This window comes from Rhodopseudomonas sp. (genome assembly GCF_013377015.1).
In the GTDB taxonomy this organism is placed as follows: domain Bacteria; phylum Pseudomonadota; class Alphaproteobacteria; order Rhizobiales; family Xanthobacteraceae; genus JARJEH01.
The window spans coordinates 144,321-160,717 of record NZ_JACABA010000002.1 but is presented as its reverse complement, the minus strand read 5'-3'; the positions used below and the strand labels follow the sequence as shown (position 1 = coordinate 160,717).

Annotated in this window: 15 protein-coding genes; 8 read left to right on the top strand and 7 right to left on the bottom strand. The window is 63.8% G+C overall.

Translation table 11 applies throughout. The features are described 5' to 3' along the window. Positions 1–277: 277 nt before the first annotated feature. From HXX15_RS09035 to HXX15_RS09005, 7 genes are all read left to right on the top strand, one after another. Positions 278–1,591: an FAD-dependent oxidoreductase gene (locus HXX15_RS09035; protein ID WP_296515225.1), complete on the top strand. Its 1,314-nt coding sequence runs from the start codon at positions 278–280 to the stop codon at positions 1,589–1,591. Positions 1,592–1,593: 2 nt separating this feature from the next. Further along, positions 1,594–2,493, top strand: coding sequence for a DUF1365 domain-containing protein (locus tag HXX15_RS09030; RefSeq protein ID WP_296515223.1), 900 nt, complete (start codon positions 1,594–1,596; stop codon positions 2,491–2,493). 53 nt (positions 2,494–2,546) lie between these two features. Continuing rightward, entirely contained in the window at positions 2,547–3,797 is a 1,251-nt protein-coding gene (locus HXX15_RS09025; protein WP_296516888.1) for a cyclopropane-fatty-acyl-phospholipid synthase family protein, read from the top strand. A gap of 98 nt (positions 3,798–3,895) precedes the next feature. Then, positions 3,896–4,933 (top strand): cysteine synthase A, encoded by a 1,038-nt coding sequence (locus HXX15_RS09020; protein ID WP_296515221.1) that lies wholly within the window; start codon positions 3,896–3,898, stop codon positions 4,931–4,933. A 189-nt stretch (positions 4,934–5,122) separates the two neighbouring features. Then, positions 5,123–6,211 (top strand): alpha/beta fold hydrolase, encoded by a 1,089-nt coding sequence (locus HXX15_RS09015; protein WP_296515217.1) that lies wholly within the window; start codon positions 5,123–5,125, stop codon positions 6,209–6,211. Beyond that, positions 6,190–7,548, top strand: coding sequence for a hypothetical protein (locus HXX15_RS09010; protein ID WP_296515214.1), 1,359 nt, complete (start codon positions 6,190–6,192; stop codon positions 7,546–7,548). The genes HXX15_RS09015 and HXX15_RS09010 overlap by 22 nt, the downstream gene beginning before the upstream one ends. A gap of 111 nt (positions 7,549–7,659) precedes the next feature. Continuing rightward, positions 7,660–8,121 (top strand): hypothetical protein, encoded by a 462-nt coding sequence (locus HXX15_RS09005; RefSeq protein ID WP_296515212.1) that lies wholly within the window; start codon positions 7,660–7,662, stop codon positions 8,119–8,121. Positions 8,122–8,353: 232 nt separating this feature from the next. Here HXX15_RS09005 and HXX15_RS09000 read toward each other — a convergent pair whose 3' ends face one another. The 4 genes from HXX15_RS09000 to HXX15_RS08985 are packed head-to-tail and all read right to left on the bottom strand — an operon-like array spanning position 8,354 to position 12,845. Next, positions 8,354–9,091 (bottom strand): amino acid ABC transporter ATP-binding protein, encoded by a 738-nt coding sequence (locus HXX15_RS09000; RefSeq protein ID WP_296515210.1) that lies wholly within the window; start codon positions 9,089–9,091, stop codon positions 8,354–8,356. A 12-nt stretch (positions 9,092–9,103) separates the two neighbouring features. Next, positions 9,104–10,606, bottom strand: coding sequence for an amino acid ABC transporter permease (locus HXX15_RS08995; RefSeq protein ID WP_296515208.1), 1,503 nt, complete (start codon positions 10,604–10,606; stop codon positions 9,104–9,106). Further along, positions 10,603–11,808, bottom strand: coding sequence for an amino acid ABC transporter permease (locus tag HXX15_RS08990; protein WP_296515206.1), 1,206 nt, complete (start codon positions 11,806–11,808; stop codon positions 10,603–10,605). The genes HXX15_RS08995 and HXX15_RS08990 overlap by 4 nt, the downstream gene beginning before the upstream one ends. A gap of 20 nt (positions 11,809–11,828) precedes the next feature. After that, a complete protein-coding gene (locus tag HXX15_RS08985) occupies positions 11,829–12,845 on the bottom strand; it encodes an amino acid ABC transporter substrate-binding protein (RefSeq protein WP_296515204.1) in 1,017 nt (338 codons plus the stop codon). Between the two features lie 346 nt (positions 12,846–13,191). Between HXX15_RS08985 and metC the strand changes: the two genes are divergently transcribed. Further along, positions 13,192–14,391 (top strand): cystathionine beta-lyase, encoded by a 1,200-nt coding sequence (gene metC, locus HXX15_RS08980; protein ID WP_296515201.1) that lies wholly within the window; start codon positions 13,192–13,194, stop codon positions 14,389–14,391. A gap of 12 nt (positions 14,392–14,403) precedes the next feature. Here metC and HXX15_RS08975 read toward each other — a convergent pair whose 3' ends face one another. Genes HXX15_RS08975 through HXX15_RS08965 form a run of 3 tightly spaced genes read right to left on the bottom strand, consistent with a single transcriptional unit; the run spans position 14,404 to position 16,397 of the window. Then, positions 14,404–14,742, bottom strand: a complete 339-nt coding sequence (locus HXX15_RS08975; RefSeq protein WP_296515199.1) for a lipid-A-disaccharide synthase N-terminal domain-containing protein — start codon at positions 14,740–14,742, stop codon at positions 14,404–14,406. Beyond that, a complete protein-coding gene (locus HXX15_RS08970) occupies positions 14,739–15,494 on the bottom strand; it encodes a glycosyltransferase family 2 protein (RefSeq protein WP_296515197.1) in 756 nt (251 codons plus the stop codon). The genes HXX15_RS08975 and HXX15_RS08970 overlap by 4 nt, the downstream gene beginning before the upstream one ends. A gap of 57 nt (positions 15,495–15,551) precedes the next feature. Further along, a complete protein-coding gene (locus HXX15_RS08965; RefSeq protein ID WP_296515195.1) occupies positions 15,552–16,397 on the bottom strand; it encodes a phosphatase PAP2 family protein in 846 nt (281 codons plus the stop codon).

The following is a 16,397-nucleotide window of genomic DNA, read 5'->3' as shown; positions in this document are numbered from 1 at the left end:
AGCGGCGCACAGGGGCATGTCGGGTTTGACAGCCTCCGCGGCCCCGCGTCAGAATTACCGAAGGTGCGCCGCGGACGGTGCGGATCGCCTTATTTGACAGGCGTTTCTCTGACTTGACGCGATCGGCGAATGCGACGAATCTTACCAAGATTTCATGTCGATTTTCGCCAACAGCGGATCGGCTTGGCCCGTTGTTCCGAAAAGCGCTGCTAGCCGTGCTGAAACTTCTCCGGCGGCGCCGCGTAACTCGGGAACCAATGGGGTACGGGGGCTGGGAATGCGCGTCGCAGTGATCGGAACGGGAATCGCAGGCAATGCCGCCGCTTGGGCTTTGTCGAAGCGTTATTCCGTAACGATCTATGAGCGCGAGCTGCGGCCCGGCGGCCACAGCCATACCGTCACAGTCGACTACGACGGCACCGCGGTCGCGGTCGATATCGGGTTTATCGTCTACAATGAGCACAATTATCCCGACCTGACCGCGCTGTTCGCGCATCTCGGCGTCGAAACCATCGAAAGCTGCATGAGCTTCGCAGTGTCCGCCGATGCCGGGCGATTCGAGTGGAAGGGCGGCGGATCGAACTGGTTCGAGACCGCGAGGGGGCTGTTTGCGCAGCCGCGCAACCTGTTCTCGCTGTCCTATCTGCGGATGCTGCGGGACATCCTCACCTTCAACGAGCGCAGCGTGGAGGACTTTGCCGCCGGGCGACTTGCCGGGCTGACGCTGGGCGACTATTTCGCCCAGCGCAAATTCGCCCCACGACTGCTGACCGACTATCTGGCGCCGATGGGCGCTGCGATCTGGTCGGCGCCTGCGGACCGGATTCTGGACTTTCCGGCCGAAAACTTCATCGCCTTCTTCAACAACCATCGCCTGCTGCATTACGAGCGCCCGGTGTGGCGGTCGGTCAAAGGTGGCAGTCAACGCTATGTCGAGAAGCTGATCGCCGACAACAAGGACCGGCTCCGGCTGGGTTGCGCGGTGACCGCGGTCGCGCGCTCCGCCGAGGGCGTGACGGTAAGCGACAGCCAGGGCCACCGCGACACTTACGATCACGTGGTGATCGCCGCGCACAGCGATCAGGCGCTGGCGATGCTGGCCGACCCCAGCGACACCGAACGCGCCATCCTTGGCGATATCGGCTACGCGCCGAACCTGGTCTATCTGCATCGCGATCCGCGCCTGATGCCGAAGCGCAAGCATGCCTGGGCGTCGTGGAATTTCCTGCGTTGGCGCCGCGACGGCGCGCCTATCAACGATGTCGCGGTCACCTATTGGATGAACCGGCTGCAGGGTATCGACAACGCCAAGCCGCTGTTCGTCAGCCTGAACCCGCCGTTTGCGCCGAACCCGGCGCTGACCTTCGGCCGCTATCACTTCGAGCATCCGCATTACACCGCCGCCGCCTTCGCCGCGCAGAAACGGCTCGGCGAGATCCAGGGCCAGCGCAACACCTGGTTCTGCGGCGCCTGGACCGGCTACGGCTTCCACGAGGACGGTTTGCGATCCGGACTGGCGGTCGCTGAATCGCTTGGCGCCCCGGTGCCGTGGCGCGGACCGCCGCCCGCCTTCGCTGAGGCCGCGGAGTAGCCATGCCACATCCCGTCGACATCGCGTCCGCGACGGCCGGCAACCCGGCCGCCGCCGCTTTGTATTTCGGCGACGTCATGCATGCGCGGCTCAAACCGATGGGCCATCGCTTCAGCTACCGGGTGATGAGCCTGCTGATCGATCTCGGCCGGCTCGACGACGCCGATCGGCTGTCGCCGCTGTTCGGCGTCGACCGCGCGGCGCTGTACAGCTTCCGCCAATCCGACCACGGACCGCGCGACGGCTCGTCGCTGCGCGACTACGCTCAGCGCTGCGCCGCCGCGCATGGCATCGATCTCGCCGGCGGCCGCGTACTGCTGCTGTGTTACCCACGACTGCTCGGCTACACCTTCAACCCGCTGTCGGCCTATTTCTGCTACATCGCCAACGGCGAACTGGCGTTGGTGATCTACGAGGTGCGCAACACCTTCGGCGATATCCACGCTTACGTGCTGCCGGTGCGACCGGATGAGAGCAGCGCTGCCGGCATCCGCCAGCAGCAGGACAAGCTGTTCTACGTGTCACCCTTCATCGAGATGGCAATGCGCTATCACTTCCGCGTTTCGCCGCCCGGCGATCACGTCAAGCTGCGGATTCTCGAAACCGACCGCGACGGCCCGCTGCTCGCCGCGACCTTCCACGGCCGCCGCGAAGCCCTGACCACCGCGGCGCTGTTGCGGTCGTTCCTGTCGCTGCCGCTGGTGACGCTGAAGATCATGGCGGCGATCCACTGGGAGGCGCTGCGGCTGTGGATCAAGGGCGCACGACTGGTGCCGCGCCCGCCGCCAAACTCCATGACCGATCGACAAGATGAGTATGCTAAGACTGAGCAGTCGAGTGAGACGACATTGTCGGCGGCGGGGCCGAAACCTGGTTCTCGGAAAGGTGTTCTAGTCCAATGAAGTTCGAACAACAGGCCATTCGACCGGCCTACCAACACGCCGCACAGGGAGACATGTTGTTCGACGGCTCAGTGAACCCGGCGCTCGTCGCATTGACGCCTGAAAACGTCGACGCCGAACTGGCGGATCTGCCGCGCATCGTGCGGCTGGCGTTCTCATTCGGCTCGCGGCTGCGCCGCGGCACGCTCGACGTCACTTTGCCCGATGGCCGCAGGGTCAGGCTCGGCGGTCAGGAGCCCGGCCCGTCGGCGGCGATGACGCTGTACGGCTACGGCTTCGCCTCGCGCCTGCTCAATGGCGGCGATATCGGCATCGCCGAGGCCTATCTGCACGGCGAATGGGACACGCCCAACCTGACCCAGTTCCTCTATCTTTTCTGCGTCAATCACGAACTGATCCAGGCGATGCTCGGCGACAATCCGCTGATGCGCTTCGTCCAGATCGTGCGGCACTGGTTCAACCGCAACACCAAGAGTCAGGCTCGTCGCAACATCTACGCGCATTACGACATCGGCAATGCGTTCTATTCGGCCTGGCTCGACCCGAGCATGACCTATTCCTCCGCGCTGTTCGAGGATCACACCAACGACCTCACGGCTGCGCAGACCAACAAGTATCGGCGATTGGCCGAAGCGATCGACCTGCGTCCGGGGCACAAGCTGCTGGAGATCGGCTGCGGCTGGGGCGGCTTCGCCGAATACGCCGCCACGCATTGCGGCGCCAGCGTGGTCGGCCTCACCATCAGCACCGAGCAGCGCGACTTCGCGCAGAAGCGCGTGCAGGAGGCCGGTCTCGCCGACAGGGTCCAGATCAAGTTTCAGGACTACCGCGACGAGCGCGGGCAATACGACCGCATCGCCTCGATCGAGATGATCGAGGCGGTCGGAGAGGAGTTCTGGCCGACCTATTTCTCACAGCTGCGCGACCGGCTGCTGCCCGGCGGGCTGGTGGGAATTCAGGCCATCACCATCCAGGACAAGTTCTTTCAGGCCTATCGCCGCGAGGTCGATTTCATCCAGCGCTACGTGTTCCCGGGCGGCATGCTGCCTTCGCCGACGGTGTTGAAATCGCTCGGCGCGAAATTCGGCGTTCCTGTCATTCGCGAGCACATTTTCGGACAAGATTATGCCAAGACGCTGGCAACCTGGAGAGATAATTTCCGCGCCGCCTGGCCGACGCTGACGCCGCTCGGCTTCGACGATCGCTTCCGGCGACTGTGGGAATATTACCTGGCCTATTGCGAGGCGGGATTCCTGTCCGGCAACATCGACGTCCGCCAGGTGGTGTTCGCCAAGGTCGGATGAGACGGCTTGGCGTGCGCCGGTCGCGCTGCCTTGTGCGGTCAAACGCCCTCCACTAGGGTCCGGCTTGCATTCCGCAACAAGCCGGCAGAACCCACAGCATGACCATCCATCACGACGTCGTCGCGGCCATCGGCAATACCCCTCTGATCAAATTGCGGCACGCTTCCGAGGCGACCGGCTGCAGCATTCTCGGCAAGGCCGAGTTCATGAATCCCGGCCAATCGGTGAAGGATCGCGCGGCGCTGTTCATCATTCGTGATGCGGTCAAGCGCGGCGCGTTGCGGCCCGGCGGCGTGGTGGTCGAAGGCACCGCCGGCAATACCGGGATTGGCCTCGCGCTGGTCGCCAACGCGCTAGGCTTTCGCACCGTGATCGTGATTCCGAATACCCAGAGCCAAGAAAAGAAAGACATGCTGCGGCTGTGCGGCGCCGAGCTGATCGAAGTGCCGGCGGTGCCCTATTCCAATCCCAACAACTACGTCAAGCTGTCGGGCCGGCTTGCCGCGCAACTGGCGCAAAGCGACCCGAACGGCGCGATCTGGGCCAACCAGTTCGACAACGTCGCCAACCGCCAGGCTCACATCGACACCACGGCGCCGGAAATTCTGGCGCAGACCGGCGGCAAGCTCGACGGCTTCGTCTGCGCGGTCGGCACTGGCGGCACGCTGGCGGGGGTTTCGCTCGGCCTTAAGGCCAAGAACAACAAGATCCGCGTCGCGCTGTCCGACCCGATGGGATCGGCGCTCTACAACTACTACAAGAACGGCGCGCTGAAGGCTGAAGGCTCCTCGATCACCGAGGGCATCGGCCAGGGCCGCATCACCGCCAACCTCGAGGGCGCGGTGATCGATGACGCCTATCAGATCCAGGACGATGAAGCGGTGCCGATCATCTACGACCTGCTGCTGCACGAAGGCCTTTGCCTCGGCGGCTCCAGCGGCATCAACGTCGCCGGCGCAATCCGCATGGCCAAGGACCTCGGCCCCGGCGCCACCATCGTGACCATCCTGTGCGACTATGGCAGCCGCTACCAGTCGAAACTGTTCAACCCGGACTTCATGCGCAGCAAGAACCTGCCGGTGCCGGATTGGCTGGAAGCGAAAAGCGCCATCAGCGTGCCGTTCGAAGCGGTGTGAGACGGTGTGAAACGCTGCGATGCGCCCGACCACATGCACTGACCTCATCCTGAGGAGCTCGACGACGCCCGCAGGGCGGCGACGGGCGTCTCGAAGGATGAGCGCCGAACAGCTCATGGTTCGAGACGCGCGCAAGATGCGCGCTCCTCACCATGAGGTCGCCCTGCGCGGAGCGAGGTTGCTCTCGCCATGACCACGCCCTGGACCTATCGCGCGCCGGTTTGGCTACCCGGCGGCAATCTGCAGACGATCTGGGCGGCGATCGGCTGTCGTCCCTATCGCTCCGAGTCCCCGGCCTATCAGCGTGAACGCTGGCGCGCGCCGGACGGCGACTTCATCGACGTCGATCATTTTTCCGGCGCGCCAGGCGCGCCGTGGCTGGTGCTATTCCACGGCCTCGAAGGCAGTTCGCTGAGCCACTATGCGGTGGCCTTCGCGCTGGCGGCGCAGGCGCGTGGCTGGTCGTTCAGCGTGCCGCATTTCCGCGGTTGCTCCGGCGAGCCAAATCTGGCGCCGCGCTCCTATCACTCCGGCGATTTCGAGGAGATCGGCTGGATACTAGGCCGCATTCGCGAGCGCGCCAACGCCCCGGTGTTGGCCGCCGGCATTTCGCTCGGTGGCAACGGACTGCTGCGTTGGGCCGAGGAAGCGGGCAGCACCGCGGCATCCAGGGTGCGCGCCGTGGCGGCGATCTCCGCGCCACTCGATCTCGCCGCCTGCGGCGCCGCGATCGATCGCGGCTTTAACTGGCTCGTCTACACCCAGCGCTTTCTGCGCACCATGAAGCCAAACGCGCTGGCGAAGTGGCAACTGCATCCCGGCCTGTTCGACCTCGACCGGCTGCTTGCTGCCCATACGCTGCGCGATTTCGACGATTGTTTCACCGCGCCTTTGCACGGCTTCGCCGGTGTCGACGATTACTGGCGCCGCGCCTCCGCCAAGCCGCACCTCGCCGCGATCCGCGTGCCAGCGTTGGTACTTAACGCCCGCAACGATCCGTTCGTGCCCGGCTCGTCGCTGCCGGGGCCGCAGGAGGCCGGCTCCCACGTCACGCTGTGGCAGCCCGACGACGGCGGCCACGCCGGCTTTCCGGCGGGACGCTTTCCGGGTCATGTCCATGCGATGCCGAACGCGGTGTGCGACTGGCTCGGCGCGGGGGGTAAGCACAGCGCGAGGTATCTCTATCCTCCCGCAAGCCTTCGCCACGTAATTCCCCGACGTTGCAAAATCGGCGTGCCTCACCCACTTGATAACCGATGGAAGCTCTGCCGAGCCTAGCGAAGACGCTCCTCGCCGCGTTTGATCGTGGCGGCTTCGCAGCGCTCAGCTCGGGCGCGCGATCGATGGCGCTGGTTTGGGGATTGTGCTGTTTGCTCATCAGCGGAAGTGTCGCTGCCGAGCCTCAGGACCTCAGCTTTGCGAGTCTGCGCGAGATCCTGTTGCACGACCAGCCGACGTCGATTGCCGCCACGCTGCAACTGATCAGCCAGCAGTTCCCGTCCTATCTGGCGCATCACACGCTGGCGTATCACAGCATCAGCCTGCACGCATCGAGCGCCGCCAATCCCCGGGCCATTGTGTTCGGTCGCCAAGCCGAATTTATCATCAGCTTCAACGGAGATCCGGCGCAGCGAGGTTTTGGCGCCCTCGAGGTGATGGAGTTCTCGCCCGAGCGCGGATATGCGTTCCGCGAGATCTCCTTTCTGCGAGAGGCGAAGAATGGCGCAGATCTGATCGATGGCGACGAGATCGAATTGAAGACCGCCGATCTTCTCATCTCGAAACCGAACCCGAGCATCTGCACCGGCTGTCATGGCATAGCCGGACCGCGACCGATCTGGGAACCGTTCGCCATCTGGCCCGGCCTCTACGGCAGCGTCGACGACCGGTTGTACCGCTACGTCTTCGACCAGCAAGGGCGAGCGCAACCCGGCGATCAAACGTCGGTCCCTGACCTTGACGGAATCGATTTCGAGAAGGACGGATACGCCAAATATCTTATCAACAGGCAGCGACATCCCCGCTACAGCCTTCTGCCGCTGCCGCTGGGCCTCGATCGCGTCGCCTTCGAGAGCAAGCCGGCCCCCGATGGCAGGCGCCGGCCCAATCTGGCGCTGACAAGGCTGTTCTCAATTCAAGCGGCGAAGCTGCTCGCGCGCGACGCCGGTGCGGGCCCGAACGGTCCAGCCAACCTGCTGGCGCTGGCGGCGGTCGAATGCGTGCGCGGCAATTCGAGTGAAGCGGTGCCTGCGGCCCTGATGCCGATCATCGAGAAGGCAACGGCCTGGAGGGACCGGTTCAAGCTCGAAATCGCCGGAATGACCCGGCGCGACATCGATCGCATGCAAGACTATTTCGAACGCAACCTTCGACTGGGGACCGACGATTCCGAACTCGCAAGGCAGGCTGCGTCGCAGCCGTATCTGCTTGCAACGGCGCTTGATCGAATCGGGATGAATATTCGGAATTACGCTTTCAACGCAAACAGGGTAGCCAGTCTTCAGGACGGGGCGAACGGACTTTTTGCCCTCAACGAGCTGTTGCGCGACGCCTTGCAAAGGCAATGGCGGTGGGACCACCCGCCGACCTGCGCGGAAATCTACGCGGCGCTCTAATCGCGACGTGACGCGCGGGTTGGCGGGGGGCGAACCCATAAGTTCACGGCTCGACGCATCGTCGCCTGCCGTGATAATGTCAACCCGCGGCAGCACGGCGGATCAGTTGCGATGTGGAAGCAGCTTTGGAGGGAGTGGACAATCGATAGGCCAGCGGCCTTTGGTGATTGGCTCTGGCAGGTTTGCGTCGTCGAGTTCGCTGCTTTTCTGAGTCGGCTGACTCTCAGACAGATCATCGCGTTCATCCCCGTCGTCATTCTCATCGTCGCCTACGCGCACAGAATCCCGATTCCACCCGAGTTGATCCTGGTCGGCGACGTGCTGGCCTACATCGACATTTTTTCGATGATCCTGCTGCTCAGCCTCGTCGGGCGGGCATCAACAATTCTTTATGTCGTGCGGCAGGCCACCGGCCATCTGCTCAAGCTCGTCAACGACGCGCGCGTTCGTTTCCGCCGGCCGCATTCCCGTCAGCCGCGCGCCAGAGGCGCGAGCCATCGACGGCGCTTGACCGGCAGAGCGAGCAACGAGGACGACGGGCCTGTGCCGATCTACGGCATCGCCTGGGCGTGAGGGATTGACAGACTTTCCAGACTGGACCCAATTCCTACGATCCTGTCCGTGCGAGCGCTTCTCGATGACGCTTTTGAAGCGGGACAGAGCGGAGACCTGGGCAACCAAGTCTCTCGCTGAAAGCGAAGCAATCCAGGGGCGCCAGGCAAAGACTGGTTTGCTTCGTCGCAAGAGCTCCTCGCGAGGCGCGCAGCTTCGCTGCGCTCATCACCATGAAGCGTCTCGCCTGGCACTAACGTAGAATTTGCCCCAGAAACAGCTTGGTCCGCGCGTGCTGCGGATTGGAGAAGAACTCTTCCGGCTCGTTGGCCTCGATGATCTGGCCGGCGTCCATGAACACCACGCGATTGGCGACCTGCTTGGCGAAGCCCATTTCGTGGGTCACCACCAGCATGGTCATGCCCTCATGGGCGAGATCGACCATGGTGTCGAGCACCTCCTTGACCATTTCCGGGTCGAGCGCCGAGGTCGGCTCGTCGAACAGCATCACCTTCGGACTCATCGTCAGCGCGCGCGCGATCGCGACGCGCTGCTGCTGGCCGCCGGAGATCTGCCCCGGATATTTGCCGGCCTTGTCGGGAATCCGCACCCGCTCCAGATATTTCATCGCCTGGGCCTCGGCGTCTTTCTTCGGGATGTTGCGGACCCAGATCGGCGCCAGCGTGCAGTTCTCCAGCACGGTGAGATGCGGAAACAGGTTGAAGCTCTGGAACACCATGCCGACTTCGCGGCGGATCTGGTCGACATGTTTCAGGCTCGGCCCGAGCTCGATGCCGTCGACCACGATCTCGCCTTCCTGGAATTCCTCCAGCGCATTGACGCAGCGGATCAGCGTCGACTTGCCGGAGCCCGACGGGCCGCAGATCACGATCCGCTCGCCCTTGGCGACGTTCAGGCTGATGTCGCGCAGCACGTGGAAATCGCCATACCACTTGTTCAGTCCAGCGACGGAGACGATCGGATTTGCCATCAACTCATTCTCTCAGCTGCGCCGGTGGGCATTGAGCCGGTGCTCGACGAACAACGAATATCGCGACATGCCGAAGCAGAACACGAAGTAGATGATCCCGGTGAAGGCGAAGCCGGTGAACAGCGTGGTCGGGGTCGACCACACCGGATCGGCGAAGGCGGCGCGGAGCTGGCCGAGCAGATCGAACAGCGCCACGATCGATACCAGCGAGGTGTCCTTGAACAGCGCGATGAAGCTGTTGACCAGCCCCGGAATGACGTGGCGCAACGCCTGCGGCATCACCACCAGACCGGTGGTCTTCCAGTACGACAGCCCGAGCGCGCTGGCCGCTTCCGCCTGCCCGCGCGGAATTGCCTGCAGCCCGCCGCGGATCACCTCGGCATTGTAGGCGCCGGCGAACAGCGCGATGCCGATCAGCACCCGCACCAGTCCGTCGACGGTGAAATTGCCGGGCAGGAACAGCGGCAGCATATAGGTGGCGAAGAACAGCACGGTGATCAGCGGCACGCCGCGCCAGAATTCGATGAAGCCGACCGAGAACACCCGGATCAGCGGAATCGTCGAGCGCCGCCCCAGCGCCAGCGCGATCCCGACCGGCATCGAACTGACGATGCCGGTGACCGACACCACGAGAGTCACCAACAGGCCGCCCCACAGCCTTGTGTCGACGATCGGCAGGCCACCGCGATCAAGCCGCAGCAACGCCGCCACGACCGCGATGCCGGCGAACATTGCCAGCGACAGCATCAGCGCCCGCCAGCCGTTGCGGAACGCGCCGTTGATGACGAACAGCAGCAGCGAGACGATTGCCGCGGTGGCAGCGAGATCGGCCCACAGCGGTGCGCCGGAGGCATGGAGCAGATCGCGCAGCGCGGTCAACGGCCAGATCAGCAACGCGAGCATGGTCGCCAACCAGACAATCGTCTTGCCGGCGATGGCCGCGGCGGCGCCGTGTGCGGCGAGCTTGCGGCCGGCGGCACCGATACTGCTGACCAGGCCCGACAGCAGATCGGCAATCCAGCTCACCGCAAAACTATCCAGGCCGCCACCATGCAGCAGGAAATAGGCAACAACCGGAAACGCGATGAAAAACAGTCCCGCGTTGAGACCCTTGGCCGGCGCCGGCGGAATCAGCAATGGCAGCAGCAGCAGCGCCGCCAGACCGAACGTCAGGTTGACCCGCCAGCGCTCCGGCTCGGGGTAGAACCCATAGATGAATTGCGAGAATTTCGCCTGCACAAATGGCCAGCAGGCGCCAACCTCATGGCCGCCGCTGCCGACCAGGCAGGCGTCGCGGCTACTGCCGGTCCACACCGCGTCGATCAGCAGGAACTTCACCGTCGGGACCACGGTGAAGTACAGCAGCAGGATACCGAGGATGGTCAGGATGATGTTGGTCGGCGAATTCAACAGCCGGGTCCGCACCAGTCCGACAAAGCCGGTAGTCTTGACCGGCGCCTGGCGCTGCGGGACCAGTTCGGCGCGAACGAAGGACGATGTGGCGAACTCGCTCATGCGCCCATGCTCCGGCCGATCCGCCATCCGTAGAAGCTCATCAGCGCGCTGGTGACCAGTGAGATCAGCAGATACACCCCCATGGTGATGGCGATGATCTCGATCGCCTGCCCGGTCTGGCTCAGCGTGGTGCCGGCAAACACCGAGAACAGATCCGGATAGCCGATCGCCACCGCCAGCGAGGAGTTCTTGGTCAGGTTCAGATATTGATTGGTCAGCGGCGGCAGGATCACCCGCAGCGCCTGCGGTACCACCACGAGCCGCAACGTCGACCCGCGCGACAGCCCAAGCGAGGCGCCGGCTTCCATCTGTCCCTTGTGCACCGATTGAATGCCGGCGCGCACGATCTCGGCAATGAAGGCGGCGGTGTAGGTCGACAGTGCCAGCGTCAGCGCGACGAACTCCGGCGCGACCCGCGAGCCACCGGCGAAGTTAAAGCCCTTCAGTACCGGGATCTCGAAATGCACCGGCTTGCCGAAGATCAGCACCGCGATCAGCGGCAGCCCGATCAGCAGACCAACCACATAGGGCCACACCGTCAGAGGTTTTCCGGTCTGAAACAATCTGCGGCGGGCATAGGCCGGAAGCAACAGCGATGCGATCACGGCGACCACCACGGCGATCAGGAACGCGCCCAATCCCGCTTGACCAATCGGACTGGGCACCACGATGCCGCGATTGCTGAGAAAAAAACTGTCGAACAGCGACACGCTTTGCCGTGGATTCGGCAAGCTGCCGAGCACCGCCAGGTACCAAAACAGGATCTGGAACAACAGCGGCAGATTGCGCACCAGTTCGACATAGCCGCCGGCGATCCGCGACAGCAGCCAGTTTGGTGACAGCCGCCCCAGCGCAACCATAAACCCGATCACGGTGGCGAAGAAGATGCCGATGACCGACACCACCAGCGTGTTGACCAGGCCGACCAGAAACACCCGGGTATAGCTGTCCGACTCCGAATACGGGATCAGCGTCTGGCTTACGCCGAAGCCTGCGGTCTGCGACATGAAGCCGAAGCCCGAGGCAATGCGCTGGTTCTGCAGATTGTCGCGGGCGTTGTCGACGATTGCATAACTGATCCAGGCCAGCGCGGCCACGAACAGCAGCTGGACAATAAGCCCTTTCCATCCGGACTGCCCGCCCAGCATCCGGCGCAGTCTTGCGACAAACTGCGCTGGCGGTGGGCGGGCCTCAATTGCCATTTGCGCTTTCGATCAGCGCGTCAGCGAATCGGCGGGGCGTACTGGATGCCGCCCTTGTTCCAGAGCTGGTTGAGCCCGCGCGCGATGCCGAGCTTGGAGCCGGCGCCAACATTGCGGTCGAACGATTCGCCGTAATTGCCGACCGCCTTGACGATGCGCGTCACCCAATCCTTGGTCAGGCCAAGTTGCTCACCGAGATTACCATCGGTGCCGAACACGCGCTTGAGTTCCGGCTTGTCGGACTTGCCCATCTCCAGCACGTTGCTCTGGTTGATGCCGAGTTCCTCGGCATTGAGCATCGCGAACAGCGTCCACTTCACGATGTCGAACCATTGGTCGTCGCCGTGCCTAACCAACGGGCCGAGCGGCTCCTTGGAGATCACTTCCGGCAGCACGCCGTGATCGGCCGGCGTCGCCAGCTTCAGGCGCTGCGCATAGAGCTGCGAGACGTCTGAGGTGAACACATCGCAACGGCCGGATTCATAGGCCTTGATCGCCTCGTCGGCGGTGCCGAATGCGATCACTTCGTACTTCATGTTGTTGCCCTTGAAGTAGTCTGCAACATTCTGTTCGTTGGTGGTTCCAGTCTGGACGCAGATCGAGGCGCTGTTCAGTTCCAGTGCGGAATTGACCTTCAGTGATTTCTTAACAAGAAAGCCCTGCCCATCATAATACGTCACGCCGGTAAAATTTGCGCCGAGCGAGGTGTCCCGCGATACCGTCCAGGTGGTGTTGCGCGACAACACATCGATTTCGCCAGATTGCAGCGCGGTGAACCGATCCTTGGCCGACAGCGGCACGAACTTCACCTTGGTTGCATCGTCGAACACTGCGGCCGCGATCGCGCGGCAAATATCGACGTCGAGGCCGGTCCAGTTGCCCTTGTCGTCTGGCGCCGAGAAGCCGGGAAGGCCCTGGCTCACGCCGCAGGACAGGATTCCCCGGTCTTTGACTGTCTTTAGGGTCTGCGCGTTCACAGCCTGGGTCGTAAACCCGGCAACGATGGCGAGAGAAAGAACGAGAGATACGCGTTTCATGGCGAAGCCTTTCAAGGGATATCCTGGCCGCTTACATCGGCATTCGCTGTCGTGGCGCTTCCGATACGAGACTGGCCGGTCGATCGCACTCGCGGGCTCGCCCCGTCAGCCTCAAAGGCGGTCCGGGTCGCGCAGACGTTCGATCGAGATTCGCGACAAGCCCCTCAACGCACGGCAACAAGACAGCTGCCATGCATCACAGAACGAGTTGAGGGCCGGGTCAAGGGGTTGACGAGCGTGTTCTGTGACCTGCTATTGGGCAGCCCGCCGGGCAGCCGCCTTGCGCGGCATTTCTCCAGGCTCGCCGCGCAAACCGGCGGACCGCCTTTTGGCTAGCGACGAACCCATGAATTCTTCCGACGAAAACCGGACGCATCAGCAACTCAGCACCCAGACCACCCTCGTCACCGCCGGCCGCGACACCAAGGCGCAGAAGGGTTTTGTCAATCCGCCGGTGGTCCGTGGCTCGACCGTGCTGTATCCGACCGCCGACGACCTGCACGCCCATCGCGGTGAGTATCAATATGGCCGTCACGGTACCCCAACCACACGTGCGCTGCAGCAGGCCCTGATCGCGCTGGAAGGACCGATGTGCGCCGGCGTCGGACTGGCACCGTCGGGCGTTGCCGCGATTTCGACCACGCTGCTGGCTATATTGAAGGCAGGCGACCATCTGCTGGTCTGCGACAACGCCTACCGGCCGACGCGAATCTTCTGTGACACGCTGCTGACGCGGTTCGGTGTCGAGACCAGCTATTTCGATCCATTGATCGGCTCGGGCATCGCGGCGCTGTTGCGGCCCAATACCCGCGCCGTCGTGGTCGAGGCGCCCGGCTCGCAATCGTTCGAAATGCCCGATATCCCGGCGATCGCCGCCGTCGCTCATGCCCACGACGCGCTGGTGATCGACGACAACACCTGGGCCACCCCGCTGTTTCACCGCTCGCTGGACCAGGGCGTCGATATCAGTATCCAGGCCGCGACCAAATATATCGGCGGCCATTCCGACATCATGTTCGGCACCATCTCGGCCAACGCCAAAGCGTGGCCGCAGGTCGCCGAGGCGATCCGGCTTCTCGGGGTCTGCGCCGGTCCGGACGACGTGTTCCTGGCGCTGCGCGGGCTGCGCACGCTGGCCGTGCGACTGGCGCATCATCAGCAATCCGCGATCGAGATGGCGCGCTGGCTGCAGGCCAGGCCCGAAGTACTTCGGGTGCTGCACCCGGCGCTCGAGACCGATCCCGGCCACGCGATCTGGAAACGCGACTTCACCGGCGCGTCGGGCCTGTTCAGCATCGTGCTGAAACCGGCCCCGCAACAGGCGGTCGACGCGCTGCTCGACACCGTGCAGCTGTTCGGGATGGGCTATTCCTGGGGCGGTTTTGAAAGCCTGGTGATCCCGTTCGATTGCACCACCTATCGTACGGTCACCAAATGGGAGCCCGGCGGGCCAGCACTGCGATTCCATATCGGGCTCGAAAGCGTCGATGACCTCAAGGCCGATCTGGAACGCGGCTTCGCAGCTCTCAACGCCGCATCGCTCTGACGCGGCGCCTGTTCAACTGTCCAGGGTCTTCGATCCGCTGGCGTGATTCTTCACGATCAGCATGATGTTGCGGACATAAATCAACGTCGCCGCCGCCTGGCCGACGATGATCACCGGCTCGCGTTTCACGATGCCGTAGACCAGTGTCATCAGGCCGCCCGCGATCGAGAAGAACCAGAACGCCATCGGCACCACGCTCTGACCGGCGCGTTCGCTGGAAATCCACTGCACCAGAAATCGTGCGGTGAACAACAACTGCGCCACCAGGCCGAAGGCGAGCCAGAAATCGAACTTGGCGACGAACACCTCGTAGACGTAGTCGCCGAGTGCTTGGCCGTATTGAATGATCATGATGCAATCTCGGTCGCGACGGGCGTCGACTTCTTGCGACGGATCAGCCACCACACCCCGGCGAGATCCATCAGACCGATCCATAGCCGATCGAAGAAGCCATAATTCGAAACGCCGGAGTGGCGCGGCCGGTCGGTGACGTCGACATAGGCGATCTCGAAGCCCTCGCGCCGCACCAGCGCCGGCAGGAACCGGTGCAACCCGTCGAAATAGGGCAACAACAGGAACACGTCGCGGCGAAACGCTTTGAGGCCGCAACCGGAGTCGCGGGTGCCGTCGCGCAGGATCGCGTTGCGCACCCGATTGGCGACGCGCGATTGAAACTTCTTGAAGCCGGTATCCTTGCGCCCGACCCGTTGCCCGGCTGCTAGGCCGACCCGGTCGCCGCCGGTCTCGATCGCCGCGATCAATAGCGGCAGGAATGCCGGATTGTTCTGGCCGTCGCCGTCGAGCGTGGCCACGATCGCGCCGCGCGCGGCGCGCACGCCCGAGCGCACCGCAGCTGACTGGCCGGCGGATCTGGCGTGCCGGATCTGGCGCAGATTGTCCCGCTGCTTCATGATTGCGGAAAGCCGCTGCGGCGTGGCGTCGGACGAACCGTCGTCGACATAGACGATCTCGTAAGCCCAGCGGCCCTCGAGCGCGGCGGTGATCTCCGCAATCAAGGGCGTCAGATTGTCGGCTTCGTTGCGCACCGGCACCACGATCGACACTGCGGGCGTTGTGCCGGAGTTCGTCAAAGCATCATCCATATTGGAACAAACCGCCGCCATCGGGAACTCGCGGAGCGCGTTCACAGCGTCCGCTTCTTATGGGGCGATCGCCTTGCCGGCAACCTTTTTGAGCTGGTCCCAGGACGCGCCCGGCAGCGGATCGATGTGGCCGTCGCGGCGGATACTGAAGGCCAGACGGCGGGCGGCGAACCAGTAGCGCACCGCCATCGCGCCGATCACCCCCATCAACGCTCCCGCCACCACGTCGCTGGGGTGGTGCGCCAGCAGAACCAGGCGGCTGCCGGCGATCAGCAGCGCATAGACGATCATCGCGGTTCGGGCGCGCGGCCAGACCACCGAGACCGCGAAAGCCAGAGCAAAAGCGGTCGTGGCGTGGCCCGACGGAAAGCTGGAATAGGCTTCCTTCCAGGAAAACAGCGAAAAGTTGAACGGATCGGCGACGCCGCCGACGAACGGCCGACCGCGTCCGATCATCCCCTTGATGACTTCGCCCGCGAGGACCGGCAGCAGCACCGCGAGGAACACGAACTGCACGCGGGTGCCGAGGCCGATCAGGACGGATCGCCGGACGCCACGCAGACGCGGCAGCATCAATGCGAACGCAATCAGGATCGCCGCCAATGTCCACAACACATAGGTCGATTTTCCAAAATCCGTCAGGATCCGAACCGGCCACAGACCGGCGGTGCCGCGCGGCGGCATCAGGCCGATTTCGAACGCGTCCAGCACATACATCAGCGCGACGATCGCGGCCGCCAGGATCGCGGTCAGCAACAACGAGCGCCGCGCCCAGTGGCGCGACGCCTCGGCACGGCGCGAATGCGATGGCCGACGCACGATCCGCAGCAGCGAATGCCAGACCAACGAGATCACTTCAAACGGATAGCTGTGTGGCGCGACGGCGCCTTCGCGTGACGCCAT